This window comes from Streptomyces sp. NPDC054786 (assembly GCF_053611685.1).
Genome location: NZ_JBSHAW010000005.1, coordinates 198392 through 216934 on the forward strand (window position 1 = coordinate 198392; position 18543 = coordinate 216934).

An 18543-nucleotide genomic window follows, 5' to 3' on the forward strand; every position below is an offset into this window, starting at 1 on the left:
ACCTGAGCCTGTCGCCCTCCCCGCCCTCGGGTGCACCAGGGCGAGCGACAGCAACGGCCTCAACTCGCCGTCGCGGAGATGTAGTCTATGAATCGTCGCAGCTCAGAGCCGGTACGCGAGCTCTTGTGGTCGGTAAAGTGCACTGGCATCTATCCACGCATGGCGAGGTTGTGCATTCGGGCGATGGCACTGGCGGACCGGAACACGCCGTCGCCCCTGCGTCGGCAGTCCTGCAGGACCTTCCAGTTCTCCATCCGCGAGAACACGTGCGCGACCCTGGCCCGGACCTTGCGATGACTGCGGTTGTGGTCGGCTCTCCAGCCGGTGCTTCCAGTTGGGTTGGCGCCGGGCCCGGGGAACTTCAAGGGTGGAGGTGCCGCCTACTCATGACGCCGTTCAGCTCTCCCGTTCGGCGAGGAATGCATCAAGCAGCCGGATGCGTCACTGGATGGGCCAGCGGCAGAGCCGCAAAGCACTCACTGTCGCCCGACGAAAAGAGGAGGCGGGGATCGAGGCACCCCTGCCAGGATGGCCGCTTCATCCTGACTGGAAGGGACCGAAGATCGCTATGGGCCGTGTCATCACGTTGATTCGCTCCGACGCGCTGTCCGACGTTGCCGAGTATGCCTACGCAGCCGCGGCGCCTGCCGAGGCTCGGCTCATCTTCCTCGCCGGCGCGTGTCCGCTCAACGAGGACGGCTCCACAGCGGCGATCGGGGATTATGCGGGCCAGGCGGCAAAGGCTGTGGAGAACCTGCAGGTTGCCCTCGCCGCCGCCGGTGCGTCGTTGCAGGACGTCATCAGCACACGGGTTCTCGTTGCCTCCACCCGGAGAGAGGACCTGGTGACCAGCTGGGAAATGGTCCGGGACTCCTTCGGCGACCACGATGTCCCCAGCACACTGATGGGCGTCACCGTGCTCGGCTACAACGACCAGTTGGTGGAGATCGAAGCCATCGCTGCCGTTCTTGATGCGTAGTCACTCGATCGTCCCTGTCGGCCATGCCGCATTGGGCAGGGAGAATGTGAGCGCACCTGCTCGATCCCGCCGCCTGCTCGCTGCCCGACATCCGCGGACGGTGACAAAGGCCTGCCTTGGTGGCAACAACTGTCGTGCTTCGGTCCAGGTGCGTGGGTGCTCAACGTGCGCCCTTCCTCGGGAGCGTCAGAAGTCCAGCTCGACGTAGTCGATGTCGGTGAACTCCACCAGGAGCCCGTCGGCACGGCGCCCGTGATCCTTGAAGTAGATCTCCTGCAGGCCTTCGGCGGCGATGTGCTGCAGCTGCTGTTCGGTGGCACCCGACGCCTGGGCCTCGAAGAGGCGGGCCGCGTAGGCGGGCGGGAGGTGTTGGGTGATGAGGCGGATCCGGCCGTCATCGGTGGTGCCGGGCGCGGCGGTGAACCCGAACCGGGCCCGCGTCTCGATGACGATGCCGCCGGTACGGGCCGCGTTCTTCTTCGCCTTGTCGCGTACCCGGGGCTGCCACCGCTTGCGAACCTCGCGCTCTATGCGGGCCGCGAGGTCCTTGCGGGGCCGTTTGATCTGAGCCTTGAGGTAGCGCTCGATGGTGCGCTGGGAGACGCCCAGGAGCTGCGCGACTGCCCTGGTGGATCCCCTCTCCTGCTTGACCAGGAACCGTACCTGGGCGCCGGCGGATTTCGGGATCGGGCGGGTGACGGTGTTCGCCGCGGCCTTGTCGAGGCTGTCGCCGAGGATACCCATCGTGTGCCCCTACTCTCCGCTGTCGGGGGCGTCGTCGCCCTTGATGTGGCGGGCCGGGTTGATCCGGTCGTCCTCGATCGTCTGGGCGAGCCACAGGAAGTCCCGGGTGCCTTCGTGCTTGACCATGCCGGGGCTGACGCCGAGGCGGAACCCTCCGGGCAGCGGCTTGCCCTCGGCGGTGCGGGGCATGAAGTCCAGCGGGCCGGGGCCGTGGGACAGGTAGACGGCGCAGTCGGACAGGATTGCCACGGGGTAGAGACCGGCCCTCGCCCATGCCATGAGTTTGCGGTGCTCGTTGGTGCGCACCTTGCCGATCAGCTCTGCCCTGGCGTGCGGGCTCCAGGTGGGGCGGGAGAGGGCGGGCCAGGGCTCACCGAATTTGTAGGCGATGCTCTGCGGGCGTTCCCGTAGCTTGCCGATGCCGCCCTTGACGGTCGACTTGATGGCCGACAGGACGGCCGCCTGTCCCGGGTCGACGCTCTTGTGGCGGTCCATCGCGGCGAGGAAGTCCTCGTCGGTCATGCCGGTGGTGACGCCCAGGTCGGCCATGGTGGCGATATAGGCGTTGCGCAGGTGGGTGTACCAGGCGTCGAAGTAGGCGGCGTGCTCGTACCGGACGTACGCCTCGGCCGGCGCCACGTCGTAGCCGAGCTCCACCGCGTAGGCGACGGTCGATGTCGCGTACCAGGCAGGGCCGGTCGGCCGGATCCCCTTGGGAGTGAAGGGATTTGGCAGGCGTGGGTCGGTCTCGATGTGGGAGAGGTCGACGAGCCAGGAACCGGGCAGCTTCGGCTCGAACGCCGGGTTCCGCACATGGGTTGCCGGGCCGGTGCCGATGACGAGACGGTTGGCGGCGGCGGCAAAGGCCATATTGACGTCGATGCCGACCGCGTGGGTGTAGCCCTGGGTGCACTCCTCATCGGTGAGGGGGCGGAACCAGTCGTACGCCTCCTCGTCGATGACCTGGTCCGGGGTGCGCACGTGGTGGCGGGGGTAGTGGGCGGCGACGAGCGGGTGCTCGGCGGGAGCCTCGGGCGGCGCGGGGTCGACCGGCTCGGTCAGCGAGCCCGGGTTCGGCCCGGACACCCAGGAGCCGGTGGCCGCGTCCTTGACCGCTCGGGTCGGCGGGCGCAGCGCGCTCATCAGCTCCAGGCCGCAGACGGCCGTGGAGCCACGCGGGGTCAGGACACGGGTGGCATACGTGCCGAGGACCGCGGCGACGTCGGCCGGTGGCAGCTGGCCCGTGTCGCCCCAGGAACGAGTGTCGAGGGCGCCCCAGGGCAGGATCGCGAACTGCACGCACTGCCGCTTGCCGCGCTCGGCGGGACGGTAGACCCGGGCCCAGGGGCCGAACCCGCGCTTGGTCAGCTTCCACTTGGCCTTGGCCAGTTGCTTGAGGACCTTGTGGTCCTCCGGGAGCCGCAGGCCGCGCCGGTCCTCCAGGACGGCCGGGAGCCCGAGTCGTTCGGCGGCGGCGTCGGTGAGGACGATCAGCGGGTCGGCGTCCTTGCCGTTGCGGTGGAGCCTGGCAGCGCCCAGCTGCGCTTCGGTCAGGGCCCAGTCGACCAGCGCGGGGAGGGTTTTGGCCGGACAGTCCAGTACCAGGCCACCGACGCAGTACGCCGATCCGTCCCCGTCCAGTACCGCGAGTGGGCCGTGGGCGAAGCGCGGGTCGGCCTCGGCCGGGGCCGGCTTCTTCGCCACGGCCTGCTTCGCGGCCGGGCGCCTCGCCGTCGACGGCCTGGTGGCGGGCGCCGCCGCGGGTACGGGGATGGGGGCTTCTGCCGCGGAGGCCGGGGCGGCCGGGGCGGGCGGGGCGGGCGAGGCCGGCTGTTCCGACGCCGGCGCCGGGTGCTGTGCGGCCCAGCCCTCCAGCAGCCGCTGATACGCCTGCAGTCGGGGCGGTCGGGGCTCGCTGCGGCCGTGCTCCCAGTTCTTCACCGTCTGCGGCGTCGTGCGCAGCACCTGGGCCAGCCGGGCCTGCGTGACACCGGCCGCATCCCGGAGTCGGGCCCGCTCCGCCGGTGACGGCAGCTGCGGTTCGCCTTCCAGCAGTGCGTCGACCGCGGCGAACAGCTCTTCCTCGCTGGGCATGCTTCACCTCCGCCCCGAGGCTAGCATAATTTACCCTTGAATTTAGCCTTAATTTTATCCAATAAGTGCTGGTTGGCGGCGGAGTCTCCGTGCCCGTGCGATGCCCTCGACCTCCCGTCTGCAGGGGGCAGTGGGCGTGCTGCGCTGACGGGTAAGACGGTCGGCGGACCGGATCTGTTGTTTCGTCAGGCGGAAGGTGCCGCGCGCTCTGTGCATTTGCCGGGTGGTCGCTCCGTCGGCCGCACGGGTAGTTGTGCCGGGGGTGATCGGGGTACCTGCTAGGGGCCGCGGGTTTGCGCCCCGCGTGCTCGCTGACCCTGCACCTCCGAGAAACTGCAATCTGAGGGAGCCGTTGTGAAATTCGGTGTGTCAACCTTCATCACCGACCAGGGCATCGCGCCCGCCCCACTCGGGCGCGCGGTCGAGCAGCGAGGACTCGACTCCTTGCTCATCGCCGAGCACACCCACATCCCGGTGGACCGCCGCTCGCCGTACCCGGGCGGCGGTGATCTGCCGGAGATCTACTACCGCACCCTCGACCCATTCGTCGCGCTCAGCGCGGCCGCCGCGGTGACCGAGCGGATCCTGCTGGGCACCGGCATCGCACTGGTGGCCCAGCGCGACCCGATCATCACGGCCAAGGAGGTGGCTTCCTTGGACCTTGTCTCCGGTGGGCGGGCCGTCTTCGGCATCGGGGTCGGCTGGAACGAGGAAGAGATGGAGAACCACGGGACGGACCCGCGCACCCGGGGCCGTCTCGCCGACGAGCGGCTGCGGGCCATGCGCGAGCTGTGGACGAAGGACAGGGCCGAGTTCCACGGTGAGTTCGTCGACTTCGACCCGGTCTACTCCTGGCCGAAGCCGGTGCAGCGCCCGCACCCGCCCATCTACGTGGGTGGCGGGGAGGCAGCCTTCCAGCGGGTGGCTGCCTTCGGTGACGCCTGGCTGGCCAATAGCCTGCCGCCCGAGGAGCTGGGCCCGAAGATCGACCGCATGCGCAGCATCGCGGGTCGGGACGTGCCGGTGACCGTCTACGCGGTGGCGAAGGATCCGGAGATCATCGAGCAGTACACAGGTCTCGGTGTGGAGCGGCTGTTGTTCTACCTGCCCACGATGCCGGAGGCCGAGACGCTGTCGTATCTGGACGAGCTCGCCGACGTCGCGCAGCGCTTCCGGTGAGCCGTAGGGGCTCGCAGTGCCGAGGATGACGAGTGGTCAGGCCCGGGAGCGCTTCGCCCTGGCCCGGATCGCCCGGCTCGCGACCGTCGACGGCACCGGACGCCCGCACCTGGTCCCCGCGGTCTTCGCCCTCACCGGTGACACCGTGGTCTTCGCCGTGGACCACAAGCCGAAGCAGTCGGTCCGGTTGAAGCGGCTGGCCAATATCCGTGCCCATCCCGAGGTGTGCCTCCTCGTCGACGGCTACGACGAGGACTGGGACCGTTTGTGGTGGGCGCGGGCGGATGGCACGGCCGTGGTGCTGCCACCGGCTGAGGAATCGGCGGCGTCGGCACAGTATGCGGGCCTGCTGGCCCGGAAGTACGGGCAGTACGCCGACCGCCCGCCGGCCGGACCTGTGGTGGAAATCGCGGTGGGCCGGTGGTCGGGGTGGCACGCCACCTGACCGGCCTTTCCTTGCCGGCCGGGGCACGGATCGTGACCTTCAGGCGGGACGTGCGTCCGTCGACCCGTGCGGGCGCGAACATTCGCCGGCGCCCGCGCCCGCGCGTTTTGGCTGCGATACGCGGGGCACACGCCCTGTAGTCCCCGGCTGGCCTCCCCCGTCCAGCCGGGGACTCCGGTTTCCGACGCCGGTCGGTGATCCGAGCCGCAGCTGCCTCCCCTTCGCCTCCCGCCGGGTGCGCGGGGCGCCGCCGTGCCCTCGGAACCGCTTTCGGTACCTCGGACCTCCGGACGGGTTACTGGAGGGAAACCTCAGATCTCGCGCAAACCTTGCAGCTCAACGTTGATCCTCCGGTCGAGCGGTGCCAGGGTTTCGGGAATCCCTCGCAAACATCACAGTGAAGTCGTGGAGGCCCTATGGCTGTCCGTCGTGCCGCTGTCGTCGCCGCGTCAGCGGCTGCGCTCAGTCTTTCCCTGCTGACCACCTCATGCCAGGTCAACGGCGCCGCATCGGCCGCCGACTCCAAGGAGCAGCCACCCGCGAAGAAGGCCGTGGCCACCGGCAGCGGTGGCGCGGTCTCCAGTGTCAACCCGTACGCCTCCCGGGCAGGGCTGGAGGTGTTGCGCAAGGGAGGCAACGCGGTGGACGCGGCGGTGGCAACCGCCTCCGCGCTCGGTGTGGTTGAGCCCTACTCGGCAGGGGTGGGGGGTGGCGGCTACATGGTCTTCTACGACGCCAAGGCCAAGAAGGTGCGCACCATCGACGGCCGGGAGACCGCTCCGCACAGCATGCGCTCGGACTCCTTCCTCGACCCTTCGACCGGCAAGCCCCTCGCCACCGAGGACGCGATCAACTCGGGCCTGTCCGTCGGCGTCCCGGGCACTCCGGCGACATGGCAGAAGGCGCTCAAGGACTGGGGCACGGTCTCCCTGGCGAAGGCCCTGCGCCCGGCCACCCGGATCGCCGACGACGGCTTTGTGGTCAACGACGAGTTCCGGGCCCAGACGGCCATGAACGAGAAGCGGTTCCGCGACTTCAAGTCCACCACCGACCTGTTCCTGCCCAAGGGCAAACTCCCGGTGGTCGGCTCACGCTTCCGCAATCCTGATCTCGCCCGGACCTATCGGCAGCTCGCCCGTGAAGGCGTCGACGCGCTCTACCACGGCGCGGTGGGGCGCGACGTGGTGCGGACCGTCCGGAAGCCGCCGATAGCTCCCGGCTCCCAGCACAAGGCCCGCCCCGGCCTCATGAAGACGGCCGATCTGGCCGACTACACGGCCAAACGCAGGGAACCGACCCGGACCACGTACCACGGCATGGACGTCTACTCCATGGGGCCGTCGTCGGCCGGTGGTACCACGGTGGGGGAGGCGCTCAACATCCTGGACAATTTCCACCTCTCCAAGGCCGACAAGACCCAGGCCCTTCATCACTACCTGGAAGCCAGCCGGATCTCCTTCGCCGATCGCAACCGCTGGGTGGGCGACCCGGCGTTCTCGGATGTCCCCACCAAGCCGCTGCTCTCCAAGGAGTTCGCCAAGGACCGGGCCTGTCTGATCCGTTCCGACAAGGCGCTGACCAGTCCGCTGGCTCCCGCCGACCCCCGCCATCCGGGTTCGGGTTGTGACCGGAAGAGCGGCAACAAGCAACCGCACGAAGGGCCGTCGACCACTCATCTGGTGGCCTCGGACCGCTGGGGCAATGTCGTCTCCTACACCCTGACGATCGAGCAGACCGGTGGCTCGGCCATCACCGTGCCCGGACGCGGATTCCTCCTCAACAATGAGCTGACCGACTTCGACTTCGCTCCGATCACCAAGGGGACGCCGGACCCGAACCTGCCGGGCCCCGGCAAGCGTCCGCGCAGCAGCATGTCGCCGACGATCGTCCTGCGGGACGGCAAGCCGATGATGGCTGTCGGTTCTCCGGGCGGCGCCACGATCATCACCACGGTGCTGCAGACCCTGGTCAACCGTCTTGACCTCGGTATGTCGCTACCGGCGGCGGTCGCCGCACCGCGTCTCTCGCAGCGGAACCAGACGGCGACGGAAGCCGAACCGGCCTTCCTCGACTCGCCCGAACGCAAGAAGCTGGAAGGCATGGGCCACCGGTTCGTCCTGGCCCCGAAGGCCTTCACCCCGTCACCGGAGATCGGAGCGGTGGCAGCCCTGGAGTTCCTGCCGCAGGGCAAGGTCAGGGCGGTGGCCGAACCCAAGCGCCGTGGTGGCGGTTCGGCCATGGTGCTCAACGAATCCCGCTGAAGCCCGTCCCCTCCGGGGCATGCCCCGGAGGGGATCGGGCCGTGGGAGGCGGCCGCGCCACGGCCCCGGCCTGCCGGCCGCGTTCCCGTCCGCACCGAGGCATCCCGTGGAGCATCCCGCGGCTCCTCGCTCCTTACCTCCCGGGCGGGCCATGAGTCACCCCCGCGTTACCTCACCCCGGCCGCCACGTGGCCGAGTGGTGCCCGACATCGCCACAGTCACGACAGGGCGAGTCGCGATGCCCAGCCTCACGTCAACACCACCACTCAAGCGCCCCGCCCCTGGCCCCTGTCGCCGCCGCCCGTGGCGCAGATGCCCCCCTCAGTGATCACAATTGCTGGCGGGCCACACGGTGCACCTCCTACGATTGCCTTACCCGGGGGAGGAGTTGGGCCACGTGGCGCGCAGAAACACACCTTCAGGACAGGTGTCAGAACGGTCTTCAGGAAATCGGATCGAGGCCGCTGTGGCCTGGGTCATCAGGCACTTCGACGGGGTCGTGGCCATTTCCGGCGCCATGGTCGTCGGCCTGATGGACATCTTCAGCGACGCCGTCTCGGACAATGTCACCTCCGGTGCGACCCTTCTGGTGCTGGCCGCGCTGGTCTTCGGGTCGCTCACCGAGCGACGGCGGCGGGTCGCCGACATCCGCGAGGCGACGACCGGCACACAGAAGGCGCTGGAGGACCTCGCCATGGTGCGGTCGCTGTCCGGAACCGAGGTCCGGCGGGCGCTGGACGAGGCCCGCCAGAACACCGACCGCTGGGTGTTCAAGGGCGGCACCGGCACGTATCTGCGCGCTGTCACGCTCCCCGAGTGCGTACGGAAGGCGCAGGAGCAGCGCCGCTCCCTCACGATGAAGATCGACATCGTCAATCCGGCGGACGCACGGGCATGTGAGGCGTACGCCCGCTTCCGGCGGACGTTCGACGGCGGGCAGGCGGACACGGCACAGCGGCGGACCTGGAGCGCCGAGCGCACCCGCAAGGAGTCGTATGCCACCGTCCTGGCCGCCTGCTGGCACAAGCAGCGGCTGGACGTCCTGGAGATCGACGTCCATCTGTCCTCCGTGGTCCCGACCCTCCGGTTCGACCTGACCGACTCGTGCCTGATCATCACGCAGGACGATCTGCGCCGGGTCAACCTCCTCGTGGACCGTGGGCGTCCGCTGTACGACTACTACCTCACCGAGCTGCACCAGGCCCGGGAACAGGCGGTCGCCCTCAACCTGCACCACGCGGCGCCGCTCAGCGACGAGCCCACGGTGGACGAGGCGCGCCAGCTCTTCGAGAGGCTGGACCTCGCGCTCCCCTCCACCGTCACCGACACGGACGTCGGCGAGATCATCGACAAGGCGCTGCATGCGGAGAACCCGTACCGGAGTTGACCTCCCTCCGGGTTTCCTGCTCCATGGCCGACTGCGGAAGGGAGGACCCTTGCCGACCGACACCAGCTCCACCGGCACGGCCCGAGGCATTTCCTCGCTTCAGCCGGTCCGGGAGGTGCCCGCCGGCCGAGCAGGTCTGCGAGGGGCGCAGGCCCGCGCTCCGCTACCCGCCACCAGTCACCGCGAAGTCCGCCACACCCAGCCCGGCACCGGTCCGGTCCCGGGCTTCCTCAAGCGGCTCGGACCGGACGGCGCCGGCGACGAAGTCCGCCTGCCGACGCCTGTCCGAACCGCGCCCGTCCGAACCGCGCCCGTCCGAACCGCGCCAAGGGGCGCTGTCGGTAAGGAAGATGGGGTCGGGTGCGTGCGCGCTTCGTATGAGGGCCTGCGCCGGTACCACCGGGTCATCCTCGAAGGGGCCCGCAGCTCCCTCCGGCCCGAAGACCGCATCCAGCGGGAGGTCAGGTGAGCGGCCGAAGGCGACAGCCCATGGACTATCGCGTGCTCGAACGGACCATTGGGCGGGGCGGAGGGACCGACACACTCTTCGGCGCGGCCGTCGCCGCGCTGGAGGATGTCGCCTCGGGGCGGCGTGCCCTGCGCGCCGTACACCATCCGCTCGGCTTCTTCTGCCTGCCGGTGCTGCGCGACGGGGACGAAGGTGTCTGTGTGCATGTCTTCGAGCCCGGCGCGAGCGACCCCGTGGAACTCACCACCTCGCCCATGCACTGCCACAGCTGGGAGTTGACCAGCTTCGTGCTCTACGGCGAGGTCGGGAACCTGCGGATCGGGGTGCGCCGGGATCCCGCGGAGCCCACCCACCGCGTCTTCCAGGTGCACAGCAACCCCTCCGGGGTGGACGAGATCCGGCCGACTTCGCGCCTGGTCCGCTGCGAGCCAGGCCCCGAGCAGACCAGCGCCCGCGGGCAGGTCTACCGCCTGCCGGCAGGTGCGTTCCACAGCACGGTCGTTCCGAGCGGGAGCGCCGCGGCCACCCTCGTGCTCGGCCGTTCGCTCCCTCGGCACACCGACCTGTCCCTCGGACCGGTGGATGGCACGGGGCACCGGGTGGTACGACAGACATGCGACGCCGCACAGACCGCCCGGACGGCGCGGTCCGCCCTCAGGAGGATCCATGGGCATCACCCGGAATGACCCGGCCGTCCCGCAGGACGCTCCAGGACCGTCCACTGCAGGGCCGTTCGCACCAGAGGCGTTCGCGACAGCGCCGTTCGCGGCCGAGCAGCAGCTGGCCGTCGCCACCGTACGGGAGGCCGGCGCACTGGTGCGCTCGCGCTTCCAGGACGAGTACGGCATCCAGCCGAAGGGCGACCAGGGCGATGTGGTCACCGACCTTGATCTGCTGGCCGAGCGGCTCGTCGTGCAGCGCATCCACGAACACTTCCCGCACGACCGGATCCTGGCCGAGGAGTCGGGAATCCTGGACGGCGACGGCGGGTCCGCGCCGGGTCCGCGCAGGATGTGGCTGGTCGACCCGCTCGACGGGAGCAACAACGTCGTCATCGGGCTGCCCGCCTACGTCGTCGGCGTCGCCCTGTGTGTCGACGACGAGCCGGTGGTCGGCGTCATCCACGACCCGGTCACCGACCGGACCTGGTCGGCCCTGACCGGCTGCGGGGCGTACGGCCCGCACGGGCGGATGACAGGCCCCACCGGCCCGCTCGCAGCTTCCGGGCCGCTGCTCGCCTGGACCCAGGGGCACGCCGTCGCCCGCGACGACCCGGCCGCGCGCACCCTCAAATCGGCTCTGGAGGTCCGCTCCCGCCGCCTGCTGCAGCTGTGGGCGCCGCTGCTGACCTGGTCGATGCTCGCCCGTGGCGACATCGACGGGTTCGTCGGCTACCGGGCCGAGGCCATTGACTTCCCCGCCGGTGCGCTGCTCGCCGCGGAGGCGGGGATGGAGATCCGGTCCCTGGACGGCGGCCCGTTCCAGGGGTCCATCGCCGGGCCCGACACCGACCGCAGCTTTGTCGCCGGTCGGCCGGAGGACATCCCGTACCTGCTCGACCTGGTCAGCCGGAGCGAGGCCGTCGACCGCGTTCGCTAAGGGGTGCCGTCAAACGTCCTGGTCCGTCGCGCCTGTTGTCGGGCTCCGGGCGCTGGGGGCGGGTGCAGGCCGCGCCGCGGGCCGGTTGCTCAGCCTGTCACCAGGAGCGTGCCGCGCCCGCTCACCCCGTCGCCACGAGCGCCGCCGTGGATGCCAGCACCGCGCCCACCGCGAGCACCGCGCCCGTCGCCATGAAGCTCCGCAGCGGCACCCGTACGCCCTGTGCCTGGCAGCGCTCGAACCACAGCAGTGTCGCCAGCGACGCCCACGGAGTCACCACCGGGCCCACGTTGGTGCCGATGAGCAGTGACAGCAGCTGCTGGTGGTTCGCCAGGGGCACGGCCGACTCGCCTGCCAGGTAGACGGGCAGGTTGTTGAGGACGTTCGACAGGCCGGCGCCGACCGCCGAGGCCCGGAACATGCCCACGGCGCCCCCGTCCGTTCCCACCGCCGAGGTCAGGAGTTCGTGCAGCCCGTTGGCGTTGACCGTCTCCACCACCAGAAACAGCCCCGGCACCATGACGAGCAGCCGCCAGGGGACCAGCGACAGCCGCAGGCTGGCCGGGCGGCGGACGGCGAAGGCCACCACCACGACCGCCGCCGCCGTCGCGGACGCCGACCACAGCGGCACATCCGCGATCAGTATGGCCAGCAGAAATCCCACACAGACCACGGCGCACACCCGGAACAGCACCGGATCCCCGGGGCGATGCAGGTCCGGGGGCGTGTAGGTCTCCGCCCCGCGCCGCCCGCGGCGCCAGAAGAACAGCCACAGGCAGCCCATCGTCACGGCGATGGCCGCCAGTTGGGGCGCCCACATCGTGGCGGCCATCTGCGTGGGGCGCAGTGCCACGCGGTTCGCGGCCAGCAGGTTCGTCAGGTTGGACACCGGCAGCAGCAGACTGGCCGTATTGGCCAGCCACACCGTCGTCATCGCCAGCGGCACCGCGGCAATCCCCACCCGGGACGCGAGCGCCAGCATCACCGGGGTCAGCAGTACCGCCGTGGTGTCCAGATTCAGGGTGATCGTGGTGATCGAGGCGAAGGCCACGCACAGCACGAACAGCCGTCCATAGCCGCCCCGCCCGGCGCGGGCCACGCCCGAGGCGACGACGTCGAAGACCTCCGCCTCGCTGGTGAGCTCGGCGAGCACGATGACCGTGCCGAGGAAGGCGAGGAGGGGACCGATCCGGATCATCGCTTGGCCGGCCGATTCCGTGGGAAGCAGGCCCGTCGCCGTGAACAGCAGACCGCAGGCGAGCAGCCCTACGGCCAACCAGTCCAGTGGATGCAGACGTTGTATGGCGCGCACACGGAAAAGAGTAAACGCTGGGCAGCCGGTTGACGATGGATCATAGGATGGCGGGCATGGTGGCTCGCCAGGAATTCGGAGAACCCGAAACCCGCCCGGAAACCGGCCCGTTAGACTTCTTCATCAGCTACTCACCGGCCGACGAGCGGTGGGCCTCATGGATCGCCTGGACGCTGGAGGAGGCGGGCTACCGGACGGTCGTCCAGGCCTGGGACTTCGTCCCGGGCACCAACTTCGTGGACTTCATGGACCGTGGCGTCAGCGAATCCGCCGCCGTCATCGCCGTGCTCTCCAGCAACTATGAACGCTCCCGCTACGGGCGCATGGAGTGGCAGGCCGCGCTGCGAGCCGACCCCGACGCCCCGGAACGGAGACTGCTGACCGTCCGGGTCGAGGACATCCCCATCGAGGGCCTGCTCGCCACCATCACCTACGTCGACCTGGTCGGCGTCACCGACACCGCCGCCGCCCGCGAGCTGCTGCTCACCCGGGTGGGCCAGGCGCTCGACGGGCGGGCCCGGCCCACCAGCCGCCCCGGCTACCCCGGCGGGCCCACCGGAGCCGCCACCCCGGCCGGGATTCCGCGGCCGCAGTCCGGGGACGGCAGGCCGCTGGGCCGCCCCGGCTGGGCAGGGCGTCGCCGCCCGGCCCTTCCGCCGCAGTACCCCCAGGAGCCGGGAGCGCAGCACACCCGGGAGGCCGTCACCGTGCTGCACCTGGCGGGGCCCGCCTTCGGCCGTGGCCAGGACCCGGCCGCACTCCAGGCAGCCATCTGGGGCGACCTCGTCGAGCTCACCGACGCCGGCGCCCCCGCCCCCGACCTCCTCGTCGTCACCGGCGACCTCACCGCCTCGGGCAGCCCCCGCGAAACCGACCAGGCCCTGAGCTTTCTCACCGGCCTGCGGTCCCTGCTCGGCCTCGAACCCCACCGTCTCGCCGTGGTGCCCGGCGGTCAGGACGTCAGCCAGGCCGCCTGCCGCGCGTACTTCAACACCTGCGAAGCCGACGAGATGCAGCCCAGGCCGCCCTACTGGCCCAAGTGGCGGCACTACGCCCGGCTGTTCCACGAGCTCTACCAGGGCCTCGACGTCGTCTTCGACAGCGACCAGCCCTGGAGCCTGTTCCCCGTCCCGGAACTGCGCACGGTCATCGCGGGCCTCAACTCCTCCATGGCGTACAGCCACCGGCCCGACGACCAGTACGGCTGGCTCGGCCCCGAGCAGGCCGCCTGGTTCGCCCAGGCCCTGCGTCCGTACGAGCAGGAGGGCTGGCTGCGCCTCGGCGCCCTGCGGCACCCGGTCATCGAGGACGGGGGCCGCCGCCCCGGCTCCGCGCACGGCCCCGGCCCGCTCCGCGACACCGCCGCCCTCGCCCGGCTCACCGCGCCCCGCCTGCACCTCCTGCTGCACGGCCCCGCCGGAGACGGACGCTCCGCCTCCGCGGCGGCCACCACCACTCCGTCCCTCCCCTTCACCGCGGGTGAGCTGCCCGTCTACGGTGCGGCTGGCCCCGCCCGCCACCAACTGCTGCGGATCACCCGCGACGGCCTCACCCGCTGGCGGGAGCGCCCCGACACGGACCCGGAGCACGTCGAGGCCGACTGGCGGCGCGCCCAGCGGGTCTTCGGACCGCCGCGCCCGCAGCCCGATGCCGGCGGCAGTGCGCCTGAGGAGGGCAGGCCGGAGACCGCTGGGCCCGGCGCGCCGGACGTGGAGCCCGGCCGGGAGGCCCGCGCCCTCGACGACCCGCTCGACGAACTGGTGGCCCGCGTCGCCGAGGTCTGCCGCACCCGCCACGACGGTGCCCAGCTGCGGCGCATCGCCGGCAGTCCGCCCCAACTCCTGGTCACCTGGAACGAGTCCGGTTTCGTCCGGCAGCAGCGGGTCGGGGTCTGCCACGGCACCCCCTCCGCCGAGGACATCGACGGCTTCCTCGACCACGTCCACGCCTCCGACACCGAACCCGACACCGAACTCGTCCACGACGGGCCCGCACCGGCCCGCGAACTGCGGGAGCGGGCCCGCCGCCGGGGCGTCCGCGTCCGCAGTTTCACCGAGTTCCAGGGGCTGCTGGACCTGCGCGACTACGTCACCGCCCAGACCGAGCGGCTGCGCACCGACCTCCGCTACCGGCCCGACCTCTACCTCCCGCAGCGCTACCGGGAGGTCGAACGCCCGGGCGGCGAGGAGCGCGACGGGCTGGTCGACGACATGCTGCGGCTGCTCGACGCCGACCACGGCCGGTTCCTGCTGCTCCTGGGGGACTTCGGACACGGCAAAACCTTCGCGCTGCGCGAGCTCGCCCGCCGTATCCCCGAGGAGATGCCGCACCTCATCCCGCTGTTCATCGAGCTGAACACCCTGGACCGGGCGTATTCACTGGACGGCCTCGTCGCCGCCCACCTGGCGAACCACGGTGTCGACTCCGTCAACCTCCGCGCCTTCCGCTACATGTTCCAGCAGGGCCGGATCGTGCTGCTCTTCGACGGCTTCGACGAGCTGGCGAACCGGGTCAGCTACGAGCGGGCCACCGACCGGCTGCAAGTCCTCCTCGACGCCGTCGTGGACCACGCCAAGGTCGTCGTCAGCAGTCGCAACCAGCACTTCAAGTCCCAGGCGCAGGTGCTCACCGCCCTCGGCGAGCGCGTCGGGCTGCTTCCGCAGCGCCGCGTCCTCGCCCTCCAGGAATTCACGCCCCAGCAGATCCGCACCTACCTGGCCAACCGCTACGGCGACCAGCAGGCCGCCGACCGCCGGGTGCGACTCCTCGAAGGCATCCCCGACCTGCTGGCCCTGTGCCGTAACCCGCGACTGCTCAGCTTCGTCGCCGACCTCGACCACGACCGGCTGCGCGCCGTCGCCGGGGCCGGGCGCGCGCTCAGCGCCGCCGGACTGTACGAGGAAGTGCTCACCTCCTGGCTGCAGTACGAGGAGCGGCGCGGCCAGGGCGGCGCCGGCGCGGCTCCCGGGATGGATCTGGACCAGCGGTGGGACGCGGTCACCACGCTCGCTCTGCGGCTGTGGTCCAGCGGCCAGAGCACCCTGAGTCTCGACGAACTCACCGACGTCGCCGGTACGTTGACGGGCCTGGCGGACATCAGGCTCTCCGCGCGGGAGGCCGCCCACGCGATCGGCTCCGGCAGTCTGCTGGTGCGCAGCGACGAGGGGCTGTTCCAGTTCATCCACAGCTCCATCGTGGAGTGGCTGGTGGCCCGCGAGGCCGCGACCCGGCTCGCCCGCGGCGAGTACGAGCTGCTGGCGCGCCGCCCGCTGAGCCAGCTCACCGTCGAGTTCCTCTGCGACCTTGCCGACCACCGCACCTGCCAGGAGTGGGCCGAGCGGACCCTGGACGGCCCGGACGAGGACGGCGAGGGGGAGGGGCGGCGCGGGCAGGCCGACGAGGTCGCCCGGGCCAACGCGGTCAAGGTCCTCGCCCGGCTCCGGGTGCCCGCCCACACCGACCTGCGCGGCGCCGCCCTCGCCGGCGAGGACCTCTCCCATCGCGACTTCTCCGGCGTCGACCTCACCCGCGCCGACCTCACCGACACCCAGCTGGTCGGCGCCAACCTCTCCGGAGCCGTGCTGCGCGACGCCCGCCTGGTCGGCGCCCGGCTCGACCACGCCGACCTCACCGGCGCCGACCTGCGCGGCGCCGACCTGCGCCGGGCCCGGCTGATCCGCGCCGACCTGCGCGGCGTGCGGACCGAGGGCAGCCGCTGGAACCGGGCCGCGCTGATCGACGCGACCACCGACGAAGAAGCCCTGCGCCGCCCCGAACTGCGCGCCGCCGCCCTCGCCCCCGGCATGCCGGTCGACGCGGGCTTCCGGCCCTCCGCGGTCGGCGTCCCCTACGGCTTCGGCATGCAATCCGTCCGGCTGCCCGAGCCGGTCTCGTACAGCACCGACGGTGAACTGCTCGCCGTGGGCAGCGAGGACGGCGGCGTCCTGGTGTGCGACGCCGCCAGCGGTACGGCCCTGCGCACCCTTCAGGGCCACGTCGGCCGCGTCTACGCCGTGAAGTTCCGCCAGGACCTGCTCGCCACGGGCGGGGCGGACGGCACCGTGCGGCTGTGGGATGCCGTCTCCGGCGCCTGCCTGCACCGGCTGGACATCCACCCGAGCGGGGTGTGGCCGGTCTCCCTCGACGCGGACGGCACACTGCTCGCCACCGGCGACGCGGAGGGCACCGTCACCCTGTGGGACGCGGCCTCCGGCACCCGGCGGCACGAGCTGCTCGGGCACACGGCCCCGGTCTACACCGCGGTGTTCAGCCCCGACGGGCGCACCCTGGCCACCGGCGACGGGGCCGCGGGCGTACGGCTGTGGGACACCCGCACCGGGCAACTGCGCATTGAGTTGCCCGGTCACGAAGGCGTCTGCAACCGGACGCAGTTCAGCCCGGACGGGTCGCTGCTGGCCACTGGTGACAGGGGCGGCGATCACGGCGGCACGGTACGGGTGTGGGACGTGGCCTCGGGCCGGCTGCGGCACGAGTTCACCGGCCACACCGGGCGCGTCTATACCCTGGACTTCCACCCGAGCGGGAGGCTGCTGGCCAGCGGCGACACCGACGGACAGGTGCGGTTGTGGGACCCGGTGGCCGGGATCCCGGCCGGGCAGCCCGGCCGGGGCAGCGGCGCCGTGTATCAGGTGGTGTTCGACACGGACGGCACGCTGCTGGCGGCGGGTGACAGCGACGGCGTCGTCCGGCTGTGGCGGGTGCAGGCGGCCGGCACCGGGACCGACGGCCGGGGCCGTCCCGGAGATGCCCCCGGCTGGTCCGTTTCCCCACTGCGCCAGCAGCCCGCCGACCACCGTGGATCCGTCTGGACCTGCCGGTTCCGGCCGCGCGGCGGCCTCAGCGGCACCGAGTCCGGCTCGTTGCTGGTGACGGCCGGCAACGACGGCGTGGTGCGGCTGTGGGACACCGCCAGTGGCCAGGGCCGGCGCATCCTGCGCGGTCACGGCCGCCGCATCGGCACCCTGACCTTCAGCGCCGACGGCTCATACCTGGCGGCCAGCAGCAACGACGGCGTCGTACGGCTGTGGGAACCCGCGACCGGCCGCCGCCTCCGCGAGCTCAGCGGCCACAGCGGCCGCCTGGTGTCGGCCGTCTTCAGCCCCGCCGGGGCCGGCGGAGCAGTCCTCGGCACCTCCAGCAACGACGGCGACGTGTACCTGTGGAACGCCGCCACGGGCGAGTACCAGCGGGAGATCGACGTCGAGACCGACCATGTGTGGGCCGAGGCGTTCAGCGGCGACGGCGAGCTGCTCGCCACGGCGAACGACGACGACACGGTCCGCCTGTGGTACCGCAGCACGGGCACGCATGTGACGACGCTCGCCCAGCACCGGGGCCGGGTGCGGTCGATCGCGTTCAGCGCCGACGACGCGCGGCTGGCGACCGGCTGCGACGACCGGGTCGTCCGCATATGGGACCTCCGGGAAAGCCGCCTGACCGCCGAACTCGACGCGCACCGTGACCGGGTGTACACGGTGGCCTTCGGGCCCGGCGACTCCTGGCTGGCCAGCGCGTCCTGGGACGGAGACGCGATCATCTGGGCCGACGGCAGGCCTCAGCACCTGCTCCGCGGACACTCCGGCCGGCTGTGGACCGCCGCCGTGCACCCGAGCCGCCCGTTGCTGGCCACGGCCGGCGACGACCGGATCGTACGGCTGTGGGATCCGCGTGACGGGCAGGAGACCGGCCAACTGACCGGGCACACGGGGCGGATCCTGTCGACCGCCTTCAGCCCGGACGGCTCGCTGCTCGCCAGCGGCGGCGAGGACGGCACGGTCCGGCTGTGGAGCGTGCCCGCGCAGGGCGAGCCGTCCCTGCAGGCCACCTTGATCGGTGTACCGGGCGGCTGGGCCGCGCTCTCACCAACGGGCGGCTACAAGTACGAGGGCGATATCGCGGGCGAGTTCTGGCATGCGGTGGGCATGTGCCGCTTCGAACCGGGTGAACTCGACGGCCACCTTCCGGGAGTGCGCCGACTGTCACTCACCGCACCGCTCGGCGGCTCCGACCCCAACGAAAACTGAGCCGGAGGCGAGCCGTACGGCAGCGGTCCG

Annotated in this window: 11 protein-coding genes and 1 pseudogene; 8 read left to right on the forward strand and 4 right to left on the reverse strand. The window is 71.3% G+C overall.

Going from position 1 to position 18543, the window contains the following annotated elements; genetic code table 11:
• Window positions 1-149 precede the first annotated feature (149 nt).
• Window positions 150-320: pseudogene (locus tag ACWGI6_RS06685) on the reverse strand (IS5/IS1182 family transposase); the annotation flags it as partial.
• A 248-nt stretch (window positions 321-568) separates the two neighbouring features.
• Between ACWGI6_RS06685 and ACWGI6_RS06690 the strand changes: the two are divergent.
• On the forward strand, window positions 569-979 hold the full coding sequence (locus tag ACWGI6_RS06690; protein WP_453266473.1) for a RidA family protein: 411 nt from the start codon (window positions 569-571) through the stop codon (window positions 977-979).
• A gap of 186 nt (window positions 980-1165) precedes the next feature.
• On the opposite strand, the gene tpg is transcribed toward ACWGI6_RS06690, so the two are convergent.
• Window positions 1166-1723, reverse strand: a complete 558-nt coding sequence (gene tpg / locus ACWGI6_RS06695; RefSeq protein ID WP_453266474.1) for a telomere-protecting terminal protein Tpg — start codon at window positions 1721-1723, stop codon at window positions 1166-1168.
• A gap of 9 nt (window positions 1724-1732) precedes the next feature.
• The gene (tap, locus tag ACWGI6_RS06700; RefSeq protein ID WP_453266475.1) at window positions 1733-3817 is read right to left on the reverse strand and encodes a telomere-associated protein Tap; all 2085 of its coding nucleotides are present in this window, start codon (window positions 3815-3817) and stop codon (window positions 1733-1735) included.
• A 354-nt stretch (window positions 3818-4171) separates the two neighbouring features.
• On the opposite strand from tap, the gene ACWGI6_RS06705 reads away from it, so the two are divergent.
• The 6 genes from ACWGI6_RS06705 to ACWGI6_RS06730 all read left to right on the forward strand — a co-directional run bounded on the left by ACWGI6_RS06705 (window position 4172) and on the right by ACWGI6_RS06730 (window position 11157).
• Complete coding sequence (locus ACWGI6_RS06705; RefSeq protein WP_453266476.1) at window positions 4172-4996, forward strand: LLM class F420-dependent oxidoreductase; 825 nt, start codon at window positions 4172-4174, stop codon at window positions 4994-4996.
• Window positions 4997-5012: 16 nt separating this feature from the next.
• Window positions 5013-5441 carry a TIGR03668 family PPOX class F420-dependent oxidoreductase gene (locus ACWGI6_RS06710; protein ID WP_453266477.1) on the forward strand — a complete coding sequence of 143 codons (429 nt, stop codon included), beginning with the start codon at window positions 5013-5015 and terminating at the stop codon, window positions 5439-5441.
• Between the two features lie 416 nt (window positions 5442-5857).
• Window positions 5858-7702, forward strand: a complete 1845-nt coding sequence (ggt, locus tag ACWGI6_RS06715) for a gamma-glutamyltransferase (protein ID WP_453266478.1) — start codon at window positions 5858-5860, stop codon at window positions 7700-7702.
• A gap of 466 nt (window positions 7703-8168) precedes the next feature.
• Window positions 8169-9089: a hypothetical protein gene (locus ACWGI6_RS06720; RefSeq protein WP_453266479.1), complete on the forward strand. Its 921-nt coding sequence runs from the start codon at window positions 8169-8171 to the stop codon at window positions 9087-9089.
• A 489-nt stretch (window positions 9090-9578) separates the two neighbouring features.
• Complete coding sequence (locus ACWGI6_RS06725) at window positions 9579-10244, forward strand: hypothetical protein (RefSeq protein ID WP_453266480.1); 666 nt, start codon at window positions 9579-9581, stop codon at window positions 10242-10244.
• Window positions 10225-11157 (forward strand): inositol monophosphatase family protein, encoded by a 933-nt coding sequence (locus tag ACWGI6_RS06730; RefSeq protein WP_453266481.1) that lies wholly within the window; start codon window positions 10225-10227, stop codon window positions 11155-11157. Before ACWGI6_RS06725 ends, ACWGI6_RS06730 begins: the two co-directional genes overlap by 20 nt.
• 121 nt (window positions 11158-11278) lie before the next feature.
• Here the strand turns inward: ACWGI6_RS06730 and ACWGI6_RS06735 are convergent, their stop codons facing one another.
• The gene (locus ACWGI6_RS06735; protein WP_453266482.1) at window positions 11279-12469 is read right to left on the reverse strand and encodes an SLC13 family permease; all 1191 of its coding nucleotides are present in this window, start codon (window positions 12467-12469) and stop codon (window positions 11279-11281) included.
• Window positions 12470-12525: 56 nt separating this feature from the next.
• Between ACWGI6_RS06735 and ACWGI6_RS06740 the strand changes: the two genes are divergently transcribed.
• A complete protein-coding gene (locus ACWGI6_RS06740) occupies window positions 12526-18513 on the forward strand; it encodes a WD40 domain-containing protein (RefSeq protein ID WP_453266483.1) in 5988 nt (1995 codons plus the stop codon).
• The last annotated feature ends 30 nt before the right edge of the window (window positions 18514-18543 follow it).

What these genes read in the sequence shown, in the direction of transcription:
- ACWGI6_RS06690 (WP_453266473.1), top strand. Translation starts at nt 569, where the DNA reads ATGGGCCGTGTCATCACGTTGATTCGCTCCGACGCGCTGTCCGACGTT.
- tpg (WP_453266474.1), bottom strand. Translation starts at nt 1,723, where the DNA reads ATGGGTATCCTCGGCGACAGCCTCGACAAGGCCGCGGCGAACACCGTC.
- tap (WP_453266475.1), bottom strand. Translation starts at nt 3,817, where the DNA reads ATGCCCAGCGAGGAAGAGCTGTTCGCCGCGGTCGACGCACTGCTGGAA.
- ggt (WP_453266478.1), top strand. Translation starts at nt 5,858, where the DNA reads ATGGCTGTCCGTCGTGCCGCTGTCGTCGCCGCGTCAGCGGCTGCGCTC.
- ACWGI6_RS06725 (WP_453266480.1), top strand. Translation starts at nt 9,579, where the DNA reads ATGGACTATCGCGTGCTCGAACGGACCATTGGGCGGGGCGGAGGGACC.
- ACWGI6_RS06730 (WP_453266481.1), top strand. Translation starts at nt 10,225, where the DNA reads ATGGGCATCACCCGGAATGACCCGGCCGTCCCGCAGGACGCTCCAGGA.
- ACWGI6_RS06740 (WP_453266483.1), top strand. Translation starts at nt 12,526, where the DNA reads ATGGTGGCTCGCCAGGAATTCGGAGAACCCGAAACCCGCCCGGAAACC.